Here is a 16,636-nt window from a genome sequence, read left to right as displayed (position 1 = left end):
GCTCCGCTCCGTGGCCCATCGTCCTGCGTCCGGGCGTGAACATCAAGCAGCGGGCGTGCGGGGATCGTCGAGGATCTATTGGTGCGGATCCGCAACAGATCATTCTCGATGACTCCACCGCCCCAAACCCCACCCCGCTCGAGCCTCGCGAAACCCCCACGCGGTACTGAAAACGGACCGCCGTCAATGAGAGGTGGTGATACCCAGAAGGTCGTGGGTGATGATTGCGGCGGTGCGGGCACCGGCGCCGGCTGCCACAATGAGCTGCTGCGGTCCGGGTGCAGCGACGTCGCCGCTGGCGTAGAGGCCGTCGACGCTCGTTCGTCCGTCGCGGTCAGTCACCAGGTGCCCGTCCGCATCGAAGGTCAGCGACTCCCGGTCGATCGGGCGCAGAAACTCGAGCGCCGGATGCCAGACCGGCCGGATGAAGCCGCCCGTGACAGCCACGCGGTCACCATCTGCGAGACGCACTGCCGCGAGCGAGCCGTGCGAACCTTCGACGTCGTGAATCTCGCGCCGATCAACGCGGATGCCATTGTCGGAGAGCGTAGAGGCGTGTCGGTCGCTGAGGTGCGCGACGCCGTTCGTGAACACGGTGAGGTTCTTACTCCACCGGGCGATGAGCAGGGCTCTGTCGTAGAGGTCGTCGGTCTCCCCGATGAGGGCGAGGGGCTGGTCGGTGCGCTCGTAGCCGTCGCAGGCGACGCAGCTGAACAGACTCATGCCGTAGTAGCCGCGCACGGACGGGATCGCGGGCAGCGTCTCTCGTAGCCCGGTCGCGAGGAGAACCGTTCGGCCCGCGACTGTCCTCGACCAGGTGCCGGCGGAGAATTGCACCGAGAACGGATGCTCGTCCTCCCGATCCCGTGCGACGAGGGTCACCGCCGAGCGTTGCGCGAATTCCACCTCGGGGTAGCCGTCGAGTTCGGCGCGGGCGAGTTTGCGGAGTTCGTTCGGCGGTATCCCGTCTCTGGTGATGAATCCGTGGGAGAAAAGCGTCGGGGCGTTCCGCGGTCGGTTGCTGTCGATCACCAGGACGGTTGACCGGGAGCGCGCCAGGTTGAGAGCGGCGGACAGGCCAGCGGGTCCACCGCCGACGATCACGCAGTCGAACTCGTCAGCCATGCGCCGCGCCGGATCGGGGCAGGGCGGCGATCAACGGATGATCGAAGTCGAGCACCCCGATCTTCGAGGCGCCCCCGGGGGAGCCGATCTCTTCGAAGAAGTCGACGTTGGCCGCGTGGTAGGCCGCCCATTCGTCCGGAAGATCGGTCTCGTAGTAGATGGCCTCGACGGGGCAGACAGGTTCGCAGGCTCCGCAATCGACACACTCGTCGGCGTTGATGTAGAGGCTGCGTTCGCCCTCGTAGATGCAGTCCACCGGGCATTCGTCGATGCACGCCCTGTCCTTGACGTCCACACAGGGCAGCGCGATCACATAGGTCATCCTGCGAGCACCGATGTGCCGAGGGAGATGCTGACCTGCTCCTCGCGCGGCACGACCTTCACGCGGGTGCGCGGCACTCCCGACTGGTCGGCGTCGCCCAGGGCACGTTCGTGGGCGTCCAGCTCAATCCACCCCTGCCAGGTCGTGAATTCGACGGCCCGCGACCGGAGGAGGTCGACGATGTCGGTGCGGTTGATCGACTCGGCGGCGAGCAGGTCGGCGAGGAGGTGCGCCACGGTCTCGGAGGCGTCGCTCTTGGTGTGGCCGATCAGTCCGACCGGGCCGCGTTTGATCCAGCCCGTGGTGTACAGGCCGGGCAGGATGTCCCCCGACCCGTCGGTGACCCGCCCTTCGATGTTGGGAATGACGCCGCGCGCGTCGTCGAACGGGACACCGGGTAGCGGACTCCCGAAATACCCGACAGCGCGGTAGACGGCCTGCACCGGGTAGTCGACAAATTCGCCGGTGCCGCGGACGACCCCCTCGGCGGTGAGCTCGGTTCGTTCGAACCGGACGGCTTCGACGCGACCGTCCCCGACGATCTCGACCGGGGCGTGGAAGAAATGAAGGTGGAGTCGACGGGACGCGACCCTCGGGCCGGCGTCCAGCCAGCCGCGGAGGGTTCGAGTCATCACCTTCAGCTGGTTGCTGCCCGCCGCGGGCACGCCTGACTCCGAGTCCTGGGCGAAGTCCTCGTCGTACACGACGATATCGACATCGGGGATGTCCCCGAGCTCGCGCAGTTCGATCGGGGTGAACTTGATCTGCGCCGGGCCGCGGCGCCCGAAGATGTGCACGTCCGTCACGGGCGAACCGGCGAGTCCCCGGAATACGGTGGCGGGGATGTCGGTGGGGAGCAGGTCCTCGGCGTGCTTGGCCAGCATCCTCGCCACATCGAGCGCCACGTTGCCGTTGCCGATCACCGCGATGTCGGTGGCATCCAGCGGCCAGTTCCGCGCCACATCGGGATGCCCGTCGAACCATGACACGAAATCGGCCGCGCCGAACGACCCTGGAAGGTCGACTCCGGGGATGTCGAGCGCGACGTCGCGGGTCGCGCCGGTCGCGAAGATGACGGCGTCATAGTGGGTTTCGAGGTCGTCGAGCGTGACGTCGACGCCGAAGGTCACATTGCCGAGCAGGCGGATCGTGCCGGAGTCGAGCATCTCGTGCAGAGAGTTGACGATGCCCTTGATCCGCGGGTGGTCGGGTGCTACACCGTAGCGAATCAGGCCGTAGGGTGCGGGCAGGGCCTCGATCAGGTCGACCCCGACGTCCCTGCCCGCGGCGCGCGCCGAGGTGGTGAGAATGTTGCCGGCGTAGATTCCGGCGGGGCCGGCGCCGATGATGGCGACCTTCAGGGGGGCGGTCATAGCTGTGCCTTTCCGGCGAGTTGATGCGCACGCTGCGCGTGTGGGCTGAGGAGCACGACATCACCGACGACGACGACGGCGGGAGATCGCACGTCGGTCCGCGCGGCGATGTCGGCGATGGTGCCGAGGCTTCCGATGGTGACGCGCTGGTCTTCTGAGTAGCCGTTTTCGATGATCGCGACCGGGCATTCCGCACCGCGGCGGCCCGCGGCGAGCACCGCGGCCGATCCCTCGAGGGCCGCGATTGCCATCAGCAGGATGACGGTGTGATCACGACCACCGCCGACGGCGGCGATCTCCTCGTGCCCGGTCACGACGGTGAATCCGTTGGCGACCCCGCGGTGCGTGACCGGGATGCCGGCCGCTGCGGGCACCGAGATCGCGCTCGTGACCCCGGGAATCACCTCGACTTCGACTCCGTTGGCCCGGCAGTACTCGGCCTCTTCGCCGCCGCGGCCGAGCACATACGGGTCGCCGCCCTTGAGCCGCACGACCCGTCGTCCCGCCTTGGCGTGGGTGACGAGCATCCGATTGATCTCGTTCTGCGGTACCGGGTGGTTTCCCGGGAGTTTGCCCACGTCGATGATCAGCACCGAGTCGCGCAGCTCGCTGAGCAGCGACCGCGGGGCGAGCCGGTCGACGACGACGACGTCCGCGTCGGCGAGGAGGTCCCTTCCCCTCACCGTGATCAGTCCGGCGTCGCCCGGGCCGCCGCCGACGAGGTACACGATTCCCCCGGCCTGGCGCGGCCGGTGTCGTGCGGTGGGGAGCCGGTGCGCATCGAGTTGTTCGCCGATGGCGTCCCTCAGGGCGATCGCCCGGCGCGGGTCGCCTCCCGCGGCGACCGTCACCGTGACGTCGTCACGGCGCAGAACCGCTGGCATCCAGGCCGTCGCGCTGGTGTGGTCGCCCGCGTTCACGCACCACACGCGGTCGCGTTCGGCGTCGGCGGAGACGTTTGCGTCGGCCGCGTCGTCGCCGGTGGCGGTGTGGACGAGCCATGCGCCGTCGAGATCTCCGGTGCGGTATTCGCGCTCCCGCCAGGTGACCGCGCCGGTGGCGAGCAGGGCGAGAAGTGCGGAACTCGCGGCCGGGGCGATCACGGTGACCAGCGCGCCGGCCTCGACGAGTGCCGAGCTGCGACGGGCCGCGACAGGCCCCCCGCCCACCACGATGACCCGTTTGCCGGAGAGGTGGATCCCGATCGGGTAGACGCCGGTCACCGGGTGGTCCTGGTGCTGGTCAGGCCGCGACCGCGCAGAAGTCGACGCTCGATGGGGCCGAACACCGCCAGCTCGACGAAGATGCCGACGGCGAGGATGACCACGATCGTGCCGAGGACGCTGCCTAGATCCGAGAGTTCCCTGCCCTGTTGCAGCAGCGATCCGAGTCCGAATCCGATGGATCCGCCGCTGGCGATGATTTCCGCGGCCATGAGCGATCGCCAGGAGAACGCCCACCCCTGGCGGAGCCCGGAGAAGTAGCCGGGGAGCGCGGCGGGAAGAACGACGATCGTGGCAAGTTGAAGCCGGGAGGCGCCCAGCACGGTGCCGACCCGGGTGAGTTGCGGCGGTACCTGGTCGATGCCGGCGATCAGGCCGTTGGCGATGGAAGGAACCGCGCCCATCAGCACGACGAAGTACACGGTCGCGTCGGACAGTCCGAACCAAATGATCGCCGCGGGCACCCAGGCGACGGACGGGAGAACCTGGAGCCCGGACACCAGCGGGCCGAGCGCTCGTCGAAGGAAGGTGAATTCGGCCAGGAGCAGGCCGAGGGGAGTGCCGATGGCGATCGCAATCACGAATCCGACCACCGCGCGCTGAAGGCTGGTGGTGATCGCCAGAGGGAGAGCGCCGCTGGCCCACGCCGTGGACAGCGATCCGATGACGGCAAGCGGACTCGGATAGAGATCCGGTCGCGGGTGCGCGACGACAACGAAGAGCTGCCACGCGATCAGCGCCGCAACCAGCAACGCGATCGGCGGGAGAACGCCGGCCGTGGCCCGGCGCCACAGCGGGCGTCGGATTTCTGCGACGGACTGGAGCGCGTCAAGGCCAGACTCGAGAGTGCGAAGGTCGGTGGATGTCGAAACGGGATCGGCCCGCTCGGCAACGTGGAGGTCAGGCAGCATTTCTTCGGATCTCCTTACGCAGTTCCTCGGTGATCTCGATCGACAGCCGCGCGACCTCAGGAGATTCGATCCGTCGTTGTGTGGAGGAGTCAACCGCCCAGTCCCTGGCGATTCGCCCCGGGCGCGAGGACATCAAAAGCACCCGCTGACCGAGCCGTGCGGCCTCGCGCACGTTGTGGGTGACGAAGACGATGGTTCGACCGGTGTCACGCCACACGTTCTCGAGTTCCTCGTGCAGCAGATCGCGGGTGATCGCGTCCAGAGCGGCGAACGGCTCATCCATGAGCAGCACCGGGCGGTCCTGGGCGAGCGAGCGGGCGAGCGCGACGCGCTGCCGCATCCCACCGGAGAGTTCGTGGGGGCGCTTCTCCGCGGCATCGGTGAGGTTCACGACGTCGAGGAGGGCGAGCGCCTGTTCTCGACGTCGGTTTCGCGGCACGCCGCGAAGCCCGAGGGCGAGTTCCACGTTCCGTCGGGCGCTCAGCCAGGGGAACAGCGCCGATTCCTGGAACATCATGGCCGCGCGGCCGCTCGCGACGGTGACCGTGCCGCTCGACGGCCGTTCCAGGCCCGCGATCAGGCTCAACAGCGTGGACTTTCCGCATCCGGATGCCCCGAGCAGGCAGACGAACTCACCCGGCGCGATCGTGAGCGACACGTCCTCGAGAACCAGGGCGCCGTCGCTGCCAAAGGCCTTGCTCACGCGGTCGAGCTGGATTGCCGGCGCGCTCGAGGAGTCGAGTCCCACGGCGCTAGTCCGAACCGAGGCCAGCGGCCGAGACCGTCGGCCTGCCGGAGGCACGGAGAACCCGATTGAGCAGGGTCAGGTCGAACAGCCCCGACAGGCTCCCCGCCTTGCCCGTGCCGACAGCGACGGAGTGCGCGACGAGCGTCTTCGCCGTGCCGGCCAGCGGGTCGCTCGAAAACGTCACGTTCGCCAGCGCACGGCCGATGACATCCGCGGAGAGCGGCTTGCCGGCGTCCTTGGTCAGAGCCGCGTTGATGACGGATGCCGCGGTCGCCGGGTTCCCGTTCAGCCAGTCGACCGAGTCCACGTTGCCCTTGACGAGCGCTTCAACCGTCGTCGGGTGTGCGGCAAGGTAGCTGCTGTTCACGACTAGCGCGGTGGTGGCGAACTTTCCGCCCGGCCACAGTTTCGCTTCGTTGAGAAGGACGTGGGCCTTCGCCTCGAGGACCAGTCGGGACGCCCACGGTTCCGGCAGCCAGGCGCCGTCGAGCTTGCCCGCGGCGAACAGTGCGAGGGTCTGCGCGTTGTCGGTCGGCGTGATGGTCACGTCGCCGCCTCCGGTGAGATGGGAGGTGAGACCCTTGGTGGCGAGCCAGGACCGCAGCGCGACGTCCTGCGTGTTGCCCAGCTGCGGCGTCGCCAGCGTCGTTCCCTTGAGCTGGGAGGGGGTGCTGATTCCGGCCCGGACGACGAGTTCGGCACCGCCGATGGCGGCACCGGAGACGACCTTCACGGATGCGCCACCGCTCTTGATGTAGGAGTTGATCGCGGGGCTCGGGCCGATGTACGCGGCATCGATCGCCCCCGAGCTCAACGCCTCGATGGTCTCCGGGCCCGCGCCGAATATCTCGGTGCTGAGCTTCGTCGTGCCGAGTTCTTTCGCGAAGAAGCCCTTCCGAATCCCCACCAGCGCCGGAGCGTGGGTCACGTTGGCGAAGTATCCGAGACGGAGCTCAGCTGCCGGAGGGTCGCTAAGGGTGGTGGCAGACGGAGTTGTGGCGGCGGCGGTGGCCGCGCAGCCGGTCATGGCCACGGTGGCGAGGACCGCGATGCCGACGATTCGAAGTCGTTGGAGTCCCTTCATGAGGTGTGGTCCTGTCTGCTGAGGGTGATGCCCGCGGCCAGGGTCGCGCCGTCGGACGGATGGATGACCAGAAACGCCCCGGAGCGGCGGTTTCGCGCGAAGGTTTCGATCGGCAGCGCCGTGGACAGCCGAATGGTCGCGGTGCCGATGTCGTTGATCTCGAGCGACCCCGCGGCTTCGAGCGCGAGCGTATCGAGGTTGCGCTTGCCGGTGATGTCGACGACCAGGGCCTGAATGGTTGCGGTGCCGAATTTCACCAACACCCGTGCGCCCGGGACCAGAGGGCGTGGATCCAGCCAGAAGAGGGATGCGGTGAGCGCCCTGACCGGCTCGGGAAGGGTTCCGTGCGCGGCGATGACGGCACCGCGCGCGAGGTCGAAGTCGTCGGCGAGACGCAACGCCACCGACTGCGGCGCGCTCGCCGACTCCAGCTCCGCACCGGCGAAGTCGATGCCCGTCACGACGGTCGACGCGCCACCCGGGAACGTCGTCACGGTGTCGCCCAGGCGCACCGTCCCCGACGAGATCTGGCCGGCGTACGCGCGGTAGTCCCGGAAGGCGTCCGCATCCGGCCCCGCCACCGCGCCCTGCGGGCGGATCACCAGCTGCACCGGCAGGCGGAATTCCTCCAGCGCGCCCTCCGCCTCATCGGTTCCGGGGAGGGCCTCCAGCAGTTCGAGCAGGCTTTCGCCCGTGTACCAGGGGGTGTTGGCGGAGCGCTCCACCACATTGTCGCCGAGGAGCGCGGACAGTGGGATCACGTGCACATCGGACAGGCCGAGTTCATCGGTGACGCTCAGCACCTGCTCCGCCACCTTCTCGAACGCCTCCTGCGAGTAGCCGAGAAGGTCGATCTTGTTGACCGCGATGATCACGTGGGGCACGCGAAGCAGGTGCACCACAGACAGGTGACGTCGAGTCTGTTCCAGCACGCCCTTGCGGGCATCGATGAGCATCACGACCGCGTCGGCGGTGGTCGCGCCGGTCACCATGTTGCGGGTGTACTGAACGTGGCCGGGGCAGTCGGCGAGGATGAACGAGCGGCGTTCGGTCGCGAAGTAACGGTAGGCGACGTCGATCGTGATCCCCTGCTCGCGCTCGGCGCGCAGCCCGTCGGTCAGCAAAGCGAAGTCGATTCCGCCGGTAGACCCGCCGAAACCGCGCTCCGCCGACGTGCGCGTGACCGCCTCGAGCTGATCGGCGAGAATCGACTTCGAGTCGTGCAGCAGCCGGCCGACGAGTGTCGACTTGCCGTCATCGACGGAGCCGGCAGTAGCGAAGCGGAGCAGGGTGCCCGGCAGCGTGGGGTTGCCCAGACGCGGGGAGTTGTTCAGGAGCACGGTCATCAGAAGTATCCATCCTTCTTGCGGTCTTCCATGGCTGCCTCGGAGATTCTGTCGTCGGCGCGCGTCGCGCCGCGTTCGGTGAGCGTGCTCCGGCCGACCTCCCGCACGATCTCGGGGAGCGTCGCGGCATCCGATTCGACGGCTCCGGTGCAGCTCATGTCACCGACCGTGCGGTATCGGACCGTTCTGGTCTGCACGGCTTCGGCCGCGGTCGGAAGGGAGACCGGGCCGACCGCGCGCCACATGCCATCGCGGCGGAACACCTCCCGCTGATGAGCGAAGTACAGCGAAGGCAGGGGGATCTGCTCCCGCTCGATGTAGCGCCACACGTCGAATTCGGTCCAGTTGCTGATCGGGAACACCCGCAGATGCTGCCCGACGGTGTGGCGGCCGTTGTACAGGTTCCACAGCTCCGGGCGTTGGTTTCGTGGATCCCATTGGCCGAACTCGTCGCGGAGGGAGAGTATGCGCTCTTTGGCCCGCGCCTTGTCCTCGTCGCGTCGCGCGCCGCCGAACACAGCGTCGTGGCGACCCGCCGTGATCGCATCGAGGAGCGGGACGGTCTGCAGCGGATTCCGAGTGCCGTCGGCGCGCTCGGCCAGCCTGCCGTCCGCGATGTAGTCGGCGACCGAGGCAACCTCGAGCCGCAGGCCGAGACGCGCGACGGTGGCGTCGCGGAACGCGAGAACCTCCGGAAAGTTGTGGCCGGTGTCGACATGAAGCAACGAGAACGGCACCCGCGCCGGCCAGAAGGCCTTGGTCGCCAGATGCAACACCACGACGGAGTCCTTGCCGCCGGAGAACAGCAGCACGGGCCGTTCGAACTCGGCGACGACTTCCCGGATGATGTGGATGGCTTCGCTCTCGAGCACATCGAGAGTGGATAGTCGTCGGCGCTCGTCCGACCGATCGGCGACGTCGCGCGCCTGCGCCACCGGGGCGCTCACTGGTGCAGCCCGCATTCGGTCTTCGCCAGGCCGGCCCAACGGCCCGACCGGGGATCCTCGCCCGGCGCGACCGCGCGCGTGCACGGGGCGCAGCCGATCGACGGATAGCCGGAGGCCATCAGCCGGTTGACCGGCACGGAGTGGGCGGTTGCGTAGTCCAGCAACTGGTCGAAGGTCCAGGCGGCGAGAGGGTTCACCTTGACGAGCCCGTTGCGTTCGTCCCAGCTCACCAGGGGCGTGGCCGCCCGGGTGGGGGCCTCCTCGCGTCTGACCCCGGTGAACCACAGCTCATACCCCGCAAGGGAGCGCTGCAGTGGGGCGACCTTCCGCAGCGCACAGCACTGCCCGGGATCACGGGCGAACAGCTCGGCGCCGTACTCGGCATCCTGTTCCGCCACCGTTTGGAGCGGAAGCACGTCGACCACTCGCACGGGCAACGCACGTGCCACGTCGTCGCGCGTCTCGTAGGTGTCCGCAAAGTGGTAGCCGGTGTCGAGGAAGAGCACGTCGACGTCCGCCAACTGCCGGGAGACGACATGCGGCAGGACGGCATCCGCCATCGAGCAGGCGACCGCGACCGAACGCACGTCGAAGTTCGCGGCGACCCATTCAACGACGCGGTCGGCCGGGGCATCCGCGAGCTCGTCAGCGCCGACGCGGGCCAGGGCCTGCAATTCGGTGTGTCCTCGGCGTGCCCGCGGAGAGGGGATGGTCGTGCTGCTCATCGGAGTGACTCCTCATCGGCGCGGTGTGACCAGGTCGCGAACGTTTCCTCGGGCTCGCGGTCGGCGAGGAACCGGCGAACGAGTCGCTCGACGTAGTCGGCGAGATCGGCCGCGGTGACCTTCAGGCCGCGAACGGTGCGGCCGAGTCCGGCCTCGTCCCGGTTGAGAGAGGCGAGTCCGCCGCCGAGGTGCACCTGGAAGCCGGGCTCCTGACCGCCCTTTCCGTCCGGCAGCAGCTGTCCCTTCAGCCCGATGTCTGCGGTTTGGATCCGGGCGCACGAGTTGGGGCAGCCGTTGACATGCAGGCTGATTTGCTGGGGGAGCTCGATGCCGGCCAGGCGCTGTTCGAGCGCGATGACCGCGTCGGTCGCGGTGTCTTTGGTGTCCACGATCGCCAACTTGCAGAACTCGATGCCGGTGCACGCGATTGTCGACCGCTTGAACAGGCTCGGACGCGCGGACAGGCCCAGCTCCTCGAGTTCCACGATCATCGGCTCGACGCTCGACTCCGGAATGTCGAGCAGCACCAGCTTCTGGTGCGGCGTCGTGCGAAGGCGAAATGAACCGTGACGCTCCAGAATGTCGGCGAGGGCGGACAGGAGCGTGCCGGAGACCCGGCCGACGAACGGCGTGACCCCGATGTAGAACCGGCCGTCCTTCTGCGGGTGGACTCCCACGTGGTCACCGGCAGTCGTGGGAGTCGGGGCAGCGGGCCCGTCGGGCAGGGCGTGGCCGAGATACTCCGTCTCGAGCACGTGCCGGAATTTCACTGGACCCCACTCGGCGAGGAGGAGCTTCAGCCGAGCCTTGTTCCGGAGACGGCGGTAGCCGTAGTCGCGGAAGATCGAGGTGACCCCGAGCCATACGTCCGCGACATCGGCAGGGGCGACGAACACGCCGAGCCGCTCCGCCAGCCTCGGTGCCGTCGACAGCCCACCGCCGACCCAGAGGTCGTAACCGATGCCCAGCTCCGGGTGATCCACCGCAACGAGTCCGATGTCATTGATTTCGTGCACGACATCCTGACTGGGGTGCCCGGTGATCGCTGTCTTGAATTTGCGGGGAAGGTTGGCGAACTCCGGATCGCCGAGGTACTTCTCGACGATCTCCGCTATCGCGGGGGTGGGATCGATCAGTTCGTCGGCGGCAATTCCGGCGACCGGCGAGCCGAGGATGACGCGGGGCACGTCGCCGCAGGCCTCCGTCGTCCCCAGGCCCACGGCCTCGAGTCGGCGCCAGATCTCGGGGACGTCTTCGACGCGGATCCAGTGGAGCTGGATGTTCTGGCGGTCGGTCAGATCGGCCGTGTCGCGACCGAACTCGGTCGAGATTCCGGCGATGACCCGCAGCTGGTCGGTGGTCAACTGCCCGCCGTCGATGCGTACCCTCAGCATGAAGTACTTGTCTTCGAGCTCATGCGGTTCGAGAGTCGCGGTCTTTCCGCCGTCGATCCCGGGCTTCCGTTGCGTGTACAGGCCCCACCAACGGAACCGTCCGTGCAGGTCCGTGCCGTCGATCGAATCGAAGCCCTGCTTCGAATAGACCTTCTCGATTCGCTCCCGCACGCTCAGGCCGCCGTCTTCCTGCTTCCACGCCTCATTGGCGTTGAGCGGTGCGTTGCCATCCACTTTCCACTGGCCGTTCGAGCGCGCCGTCGGGCGTGAGGCAGCCGTGCGAGTCTGTTCTTCGAGAGTCATGGTTGGTCCCTTGCTTCCGTCTGGCACATGCGGCCATGCGTATTCTTCGGCCGGTGACGTGGCCGGAGGTGGGCGTATCGTCGAACTCTAAAGAGGCGACGGCGGATCGGGTGAGAGTCCTGTCACGATTGGTCACAACGTGTAATCCGTTGTCACATTCACCGTTCGGCTCAGGGACGCGCTATGGCGGCGTGATAGCGGTCGTGAATCAGGTCGACGAGCCCCGCAGGGATTGGGCCGTCCGCGGTGAGGAGCGGAGCCGTCACGGCGTCGGCGTTCGAGCGTTCGATGAGCGACTGGAAGTATCCCGGCGCCAGGAGATAGCTGCTCACCACGATCCTTCTCCCGGGCTGGGTATCGCGCACCCGGTTGATTGCGTCGGAGAGCGAGGGTTCGGCGGCCGAGAGGAAGGCGGCATGCACCTCCCGGCCGAGTTCGTCGGCGAGTCCGTTGCGGACTCTGCGACAATCCCCGAGCGCGCGTCGGTCGCTGGAGCCCGCCGCGGCGAGAATCACGACGTCGTCCGGGCCGCATCCCGCGTCGCGGAGTCGACGACGCAGGATCGTGATGAGACGGGGATCGGGGCCGAGCGCGTCCGCCAGGACCACCCGCGGCGCGAGGTCGCGGGTTGCCTCCGTCAGATCGACGTGCACGTGATAGCCGGCCGACAGCAGGAGCGGGACGACCACCGATCGGCTTTCTTCGGGGACGCTCGCCAGAGTTTCCGGGATGGTCGGCCGCTGCATGTCGACGAAACCCGACCGCACCAGGATCGCGGCATCCACCGACGCCACCACGTCCATGAGACGGGCGATCGCCCGCTGGCCGTGCGGCGAGGACGTGCCGTGCGAGATGCCGACGAGCGCAGGCCGAGGCGATGGCACGTCATCCGGTCGGATCATGCCGTTCGGCCGATCTCCCACCAGTGGCTGACCTCCCGGCGGCATTCGGCGGCGGGCTGGCGTTCCGCGGCGACGGTGTGCGGGGCGCCCTCGCCCGGCTCTTCCCTCCACAGCGTGGGCTTGTTGAAGAACTTCAGGGCGTCGCCGCACTGCGGGCAGCGACCGCGATACCGCTCGACGTGCAGTCGGTCGTCGAATCCGGTGATCGCGGGCAGCAGGTGCCATCGGGGCAGGATCCATCGGCGCATCCGGATCGTCCGTGCGGCGGCGAAGCCGGTGGCGGCCACGGCTAAGGCGGCGACGGGGATGACCGCAACCCCGCCACGTGCACTGCCCGAAAGGTCGGTTGACGCGAGCGCGGGGATGCCGGACAGCAACCAAAGAATCGGAACAGCGATTACGAGAGCCAGCACCGTCGCCGCTCCCGCGAGGTAACCCAGGCGCGACACCGGGATCGTGACCGACCAGGCAGCCTCCACGTCGACTCGGCCGTCAGCTGGGGTTAGTCGGGTACTCCCGGGCCTGCCCGAACCGACGTCGCTCGGGTGACCGAGATCCGCGGGCGGGGGTCGTCGGCGAGCAGGAGGTCTCGCGCTCCGTTCGTTCATCGTGCTCAGCGCTCCTCAGCTCGTCGCACCGTCGGAGGCAGGGCATCCGAGGTTCGGGCCACAGCGTAGCTCTCGCACCACCGGGTGGGGCATGATTCGACCGATAGTTACCGCGGGTTACATCCGCGAACGCGTCGGAGGTTCGACCAGAAGCGGGATGATTTCAGAGCGAATCGAGTCAACCGAATCGACAGCAGCCCCGGACGAGTCACCCATCAACCAGCGTCCCTGGGTAGTACAGCTGCGGGCACGATCGGGTCTGATTCGAAGGCGATGGAAACACTCGGCTCAACCGACAGTGTGAGAAAGCCGCCATTCTGCAGCTCCACATGAATCGCAGGCGTCCAGTTTCGACCAGATGCACGCTCAGCGTTGATCTCCTCGTTCATCACTCTGTAGAACTCATCGACAGTCTCGGTATCGGCAAGAACGAATGACTGTCCGGCGTAGTGAAGTTTGGGCACGAGATCTCCTAGTTGAGTGAATATCTCCGAAGCGACTGGTCGCATCGATCTGGGGGGTAGACTCATCGTTCCATTTATGTGAGTATATATTCACTATACAAAGTCAAGGGGGATTGACATGGCAGTCACGGTACGGCGAGGTCTTATCGAAGTTGGTGCCGACGTTCGCGCGTCGTCGGCCTTTGAATTCGGGGTCAGGCAGGGGATTGCCTCGCCTGTGGAGCCATTCGGCCTGAGGTTCGTGCAGTCGTGCATGTCGTCGCGGGCCTGATCGGGAAGACCCCGGCCCCCGGTCGGGTGGGCGCACGCTCACCAGCCCCTCCGAAAGCGGAGCCGGAGCGCGGCGAGGTGCTCATGTCTCGAGTTCGGGCGACCGCAGCGACGGCACGACCTCTGCTTGCCCGGGAGGGGCTGGTCGTGATCCGTTGCGTCGGTCGCGAATTTCTCACACGCATCAGCATGGCCAAGATCTTCCTGCGTCGATCCGAGGAGGTCATCGCGAGGGATGGCTCAGAGCTCGTGCCGTTGCTTCACGAAGGAGGAATCGAGCTGCTCGCCGTCACGAGGCTCATGCCGATATTCGTCACGGATGTCGGCACCTGAGTGCTCGTCGGTCCCGCGCCGATCGGGGTCATTTCTGGCCTGTTGTCGTACCGTGAAGTGCAATAAACAGACGAGGACGGATCATGATGACTTCGATTGGCTATTGGCAGCAGTGCAACGATCTGAACAAAAGGATCACCGAATCGACAAACCGTCGAGGGTGGCAGGACTACGAAATACAGAACGGCGGGCTCCAAGACTGGCAGTTTCGTGTGCTCGCGGCGATCTTGGCATTGGCGGGTGGCGACGTGATCGCCTATCTGACTACGTCGTTTGCCAGGGACGACCCCTGGCAAATCGTCGCCCTGACCGGAGACTCAGTGATCCAGGTGAACGTCTTGGGTGCGGCAACGGGCAGCAGGGAGGTTGTAGCCGTTGCGGCGTCCAGGTACTCGAGGTCTTTGTTATCCAGGATTGATCTCACCTCGGTCCCACAGGTCCACCCAGACACGAAAGTGTGGCCCACCGAGGTTGAAATTGTCATGCACTTCAACGAGACATCCATTTCCCTCCCGCTCGACGGCTACGCATCCCCTGGGAACCACGCCCTATTGGACGATCTGTACCCTTCGTTGCTGGCCGACTTGGAGGCATGACGCGAGATGACGGCCAGCCGCGATGAGGCTGGCACGAGGGGTCGGGGCTATTCGGGACGTTGGCAGCAAACGGATGATCCGAGAACGACGAAACCCTGCCAGATGCTCGTCGGTCTCGCGCCGACAGGGGTCAATTCTTGCCGTTGGTCGGGGGCGCACCGCGGCCATCCCCGTTTTTGTCATCCGGGTCGGCCGTGACTAGATGATGTCGAACGCACGCGCTCAGCTCGCGCCGAGACTCTCGCTGCCCGATTCGAGCTGATGCGGATTCATGTCGTTCAATACACGCAGAGTCGCCGCGGCGAGGACGCGTGCCCACATTTCATGCAGTGACCTCCAGGAGAAGACATCCTGCACATACATATCGCCGACTCGCCAATCAGGGAACGGCACGAAGGACACATCGGATGCCCGCGAAGCGAGCTCGTCCGTAACGCAGTTCAAGCGATCGATCTGAAGCATCAGCATCTTGCGAGCAAGAGGCGGGATAGGCCGGAAGTCACCCATCGGTGGAATGCCGGCGAAAACGAAGCGGCAGTTCGGCGTGGCGTGGACGCGGAGGTGCTCGACCACTTTCTCCAGGTTGGCACCCCAGGCCGTTGCGCTCGTCGCAAGCAGCACATCAGGGACACCGAGCATGACCAGCACGACGTCAACGTGGGCCGCGTCGAGAGTCGACATTTTCGCGACCCGCGCGGCGGTGAGATCGGTTGCCGCGATGGTGGTCCACGAGCAGCCACTCTCGCGGTTCTCGGCGACGAACCGTGCGGTCTTGACGACAATCGTCATCCCATGGTGCAAAACTCCATACCCGGACACCGTCAGGTCACCGATGAACAGTAGCCGGACGGGATCAGGTCCTGGGATGACAGGCTCCGGGGTATCAGCGGGAAATTGAGCCCGCCGGACCTCCAGTTTGTAAAGGGAGAGATGGAGGCGCAGTAGAGGTCGCGCAAGGCGAATGAGCACAGCGACCGTTCCCGGGGAGAGCACGGCAGTCCGATCGCGGGTGGCAAAGAAACCCCTCACAAATTCAGCCGCTCTATTCGGTGTCCGCGCTTCGCACTATCGATATGGCATGAATTTGGCCTTCATGCCGAAAATGACATGCCCCTATGGACGGGACATCCCCATAGTTGATGCTGGCAGGAGCACCCTGAATCTGCTGCCCCCAACTCGGGGCGCCTTCGTGTGGATCAACCGCGCCGCATTCATGCCCTCAGCGGGCTCGGAAGTCGGCCACGCCTCCGCCGCAATGACCTTGGACGTCTACGCGGACCTGTTCGATGATGATCTTGACGCTGTTGCGGTTGCGCTGAATGACAGTGCTGCTGCTGCAACGGGCAAAGTGCGGGCAAACCCGCCTGGTGCGGCGACGAGTTGAGGGCATAAAAAAAGTCCCACCCCCCGTAGAAGCCGGGAAATGGGACAGTGGCTCCGACGGGCGTCGATCCCGTGACCTCTCGATTTTCAGTCGAACGCTCTACCAACTGAGCTACAGAGCCTTGCCGTATTGATTTATACAAGAAGGCACGGCCGTCTGGCGAGAGATGACCGTGCCTTGCGACCCTGACCGGACTTGAACCGGCGACCTCCGCCGTGACAGGGCGGCGCGCTAACCAACTGCGCTACAGGGCCTAGCTATGTTTCGTGACCCCAACGGGATTCGAACCCGTGTTAACGCCGTGAAAGGGCGCCGTCCTAGGCCACTAAACGATGGGGCCGTGAAGTAAAACTTCCTTCATAGCTACCGAGGAACAAGCATAGGGGTGACTGACCCGTTTGCCAAACGGGCTCCGGATGCCGCACCGGCTCGACCGCAATTCCTCGGGAAAATCGGGCAATGTGAGCCACTCCGTGCGAAAGGCGACGGGTTGACTGCGACTGCGCCTAGATTCAACTCGTCGTTGAGACTTCCGGCTCTGGCCACTTGCCAGTGTGCTTGATACTGTGACAGCAGTT

Annotated in this window: 18 protein-coding genes and 3 tRNA genes; 3 read left to right on the top strand and 18 right to left on the bottom strand. The window is 66.3% G+C overall.

The genetic code is table 11. From position 1 onward, the window contains the following. Nucleotides 1-183: 183 nt before the first annotated feature. From VIM54_RS05695 to VIM54_RS05630, 14 genes are all read right to left on the bottom strand, one after another. Nucleotides 184-1,125 (bottom strand): NAD(P)/FAD-dependent oxidoreductase, encoded by a 942-nt coding sequence (locus VIM54_RS05695; RefSeq protein WP_331899801.1) that lies wholly within the window; start codon nt 1,123-1,125, stop codon nt 184-186. Further along, entirely contained in the window at nt 1,118-1,447 is a 330-nt protein-coding gene (fdxA, locus tag VIM54_RS05690) for a ferredoxin (protein ID WP_331899800.1), read from the bottom strand. The genes VIM54_RS05695 and fdxA overlap by 8 nt, the downstream gene beginning before the upstream one ends. Then, entirely contained in the window at nt 1,444-2,820 is a 1,377-nt protein-coding gene (locus VIM54_RS05685; protein ID WP_331899799.1) for an FAD-dependent oxidoreductase, read from the bottom strand. Before VIM54_RS05685 ends, fdxA begins: the two co-directional genes overlap by 4 nt. Continuing rightward, nucleotides 2,817-4,043 carry a uroporphyrinogen-III C-methyltransferase gene (cobA, locus tag VIM54_RS05680; protein WP_331899798.1) on the bottom strand — a complete coding sequence of 409 codons (1,227 nt, stop codon included), beginning with the start codon at nt 4,041-4,043 and terminating at the stop codon, nt 2,817-2,819. Before cobA ends, VIM54_RS05685 begins: the two co-directional genes overlap by 4 nt. After that, nucleotides 4,040-4,954, bottom strand: a complete 915-nt coding sequence (locus VIM54_RS05675; protein ID WP_331899797.1) for an ABC transporter permease — start codon at nt 4,952-4,954, stop codon at nt 4,040-4,042. The genes cobA and VIM54_RS05675 overlap by 4 nt, the downstream gene beginning before the upstream one ends. After that, nucleotides 4,944-5,702, bottom strand: coding sequence for an ABC transporter ATP-binding protein (locus VIM54_RS05670; RefSeq protein ID WP_331899796.1), 759 nt, complete (start codon nt 5,700-5,702; stop codon nt 4,944-4,946). The genes VIM54_RS05675 and VIM54_RS05670 overlap by 11 nt, the downstream gene beginning before the upstream one ends. A gap of 4 nt (nt 5,703-5,706) precedes the next feature. After that, nucleotides 5,707-6,786: an ABC transporter substrate-binding protein gene (locus VIM54_RS05665; RefSeq protein ID WP_331899795.1), complete on the bottom strand. Its 1,080-nt coding sequence runs from the start codon at nt 6,784-6,786 to the stop codon at nt 5,707-5,709. Beyond that, nucleotides 6,783-8,132, bottom strand: coding sequence for a sulfate adenylyltransferase subunit 1 (locus VIM54_RS05660; RefSeq protein WP_331899794.1), 1,350 nt, complete (start codon nt 8,130-8,132; stop codon nt 6,783-6,785). The genes VIM54_RS05665 and VIM54_RS05660 overlap by 4 nt, the downstream gene beginning before the upstream one ends. Further along, nucleotides 8,132-9,094 carry a sulfate adenylyltransferase subunit CysD gene (gene cysD / locus VIM54_RS05655; RefSeq protein ID WP_414673177.1) on the bottom strand — a complete coding sequence of 321 codons (963 nt, stop codon included), beginning with the start codon at nt 9,092-9,094 and terminating at the stop codon, nt 8,132-8,134. The genes VIM54_RS05660 and cysD overlap by 1 nt, the downstream gene beginning before the upstream one ends. After that, on the bottom strand, nt 9,076-9,804 hold the full coding sequence (locus VIM54_RS05650; RefSeq protein WP_331899793.1) for a phosphoadenylyl-sulfate reductase: 729 nt from the start codon (nt 9,802-9,804) through the stop codon (nt 9,076-9,078). Before VIM54_RS05650 ends, cysD begins: the two co-directional genes overlap by 19 nt. Then, the gene (locus VIM54_RS05645) at nt 9,801-11,501 is read right to left on the bottom strand and encodes a nitrite/sulfite reductase (protein ID WP_331899792.1); all 1,701 of its coding nucleotides are present in this window, start codon (nt 11,499-11,501) and stop codon (nt 9,801-9,803) included. Before VIM54_RS05645 ends, VIM54_RS05650 begins: the two co-directional genes overlap by 4 nt. 170 nt (nt 11,502-11,671) lie before the next feature. Further along, complete coding sequence (locus VIM54_RS05640; protein WP_331899791.1) at nt 11,672-12,424, bottom strand: sirohydrochlorin chelatase; 753 nt, start codon at nt 12,422-12,424, stop codon at nt 11,672-11,674. Next, nucleotides 12,400-12,780 (bottom strand): hypothetical protein, encoded by a 381-nt coding sequence (locus tag VIM54_RS05635; RefSeq protein WP_331899790.1) that lies wholly within the window; start codon nt 12,778-12,780, stop codon nt 12,400-12,402. The genes VIM54_RS05640 and VIM54_RS05635 overlap by 25 nt, the downstream gene beginning before the upstream one ends. Nucleotides 12,781-13,226: 446 nt before the next feature. Further along, complete coding sequence (locus VIM54_RS05630) at nt 13,227-13,475, bottom strand: hypothetical protein (protein WP_331899789.1); 249 nt, start codon at nt 13,473-13,475, stop codon at nt 13,227-13,229. A gap of 459 nt (nt 13,476-13,934) precedes the next feature. Here VIM54_RS05630 and VIM54_RS05625 point away from each other — a divergent pair, with 459 nt between their 5' ends. Together VIM54_RS05625 and VIM54_RS05620 are read left to right on the top strand one after the other, a co-directional pair. After that, nucleotides 13,935-14,078, top strand: coding sequence for a hypothetical protein (locus VIM54_RS05625; protein WP_331899788.1), 144 nt, complete (start codon nt 13,935-13,937; stop codon nt 14,076-14,078). 83 nt (nt 14,079-14,161) lie between these two features. Next, the gene (locus VIM54_RS05620; protein ID WP_331899787.1) at nt 14,162-14,674 is read left to right on the top strand and encodes a hypothetical protein; all 513 of its coding nucleotides are present in this window, start codon (nt 14,162-14,164) and stop codon (nt 14,672-14,674) included. A 222-nt stretch (nt 14,675-14,896) separates the two neighbouring features. Here the strand turns inward: VIM54_RS05620 and VIM54_RS05615 are convergent, their stop codons facing one another. Continuing rightward, nucleotides 14,897-15,463: a GDSL-type esterase/lipase family protein gene (locus tag VIM54_RS05615; protein ID WP_331899786.1), complete on the bottom strand. Its 567-nt coding sequence runs from the start codon at nt 15,461-15,463 to the stop codon at nt 14,897-14,899. Between the two features lie 289 nt (nt 15,464-15,752). On the opposite strand from VIM54_RS05615, the gene VIM54_RS15920 reads away from it, so the two are divergent. Beyond that, complete coding sequence (locus tag VIM54_RS15920) at nt 15,753-16,058, top strand: hypothetical protein (RefSeq protein ID WP_414673176.1); 306 nt, start codon at nt 15,753-15,755, stop codon at nt 16,056-16,058. Nucleotides 16,059-16,106: 48 nt separating this feature from the next. Here VIM54_RS15920 and VIM54_RS05605 read toward each other — a convergent pair. From VIM54_RS05605 to VIM54_RS05595, 3 genes are all read right to left on the bottom strand, one after another. Further along, nucleotides 16,107-16,179 (bottom strand) — tRNA-Phe (locus tag VIM54_RS05605). Between the two features lie 59 nt (nt 16,180-16,238). After that, nucleotides 16,239-16,312: transfer RNA gene (locus tag VIM54_RS05600), tRNA-Asp, on the bottom strand. A 13-nt stretch (nt 16,313-16,325) separates the two neighbouring features. Further along, nucleotides 16,326-16,398, bottom strand: a tRNA-Glu gene (locus tag VIM54_RS05595). Nucleotides 16,399-16,636 lie beyond the last annotated feature (238 nt).

The organism is Lacisediminihabitans sp., from assembly GCF_036569425.1.
Classification (GTDB): Bacteria; Actinomycetota; Actinomycetes; order Actinomycetales; family Microbacteriaceae; genus Lacisediminihabitans.
The sequence above is the reverse complement of the archived record's forward strand: the minus strand, read 5'-3'. Positions and strand labels throughout refer to the sequence as shown.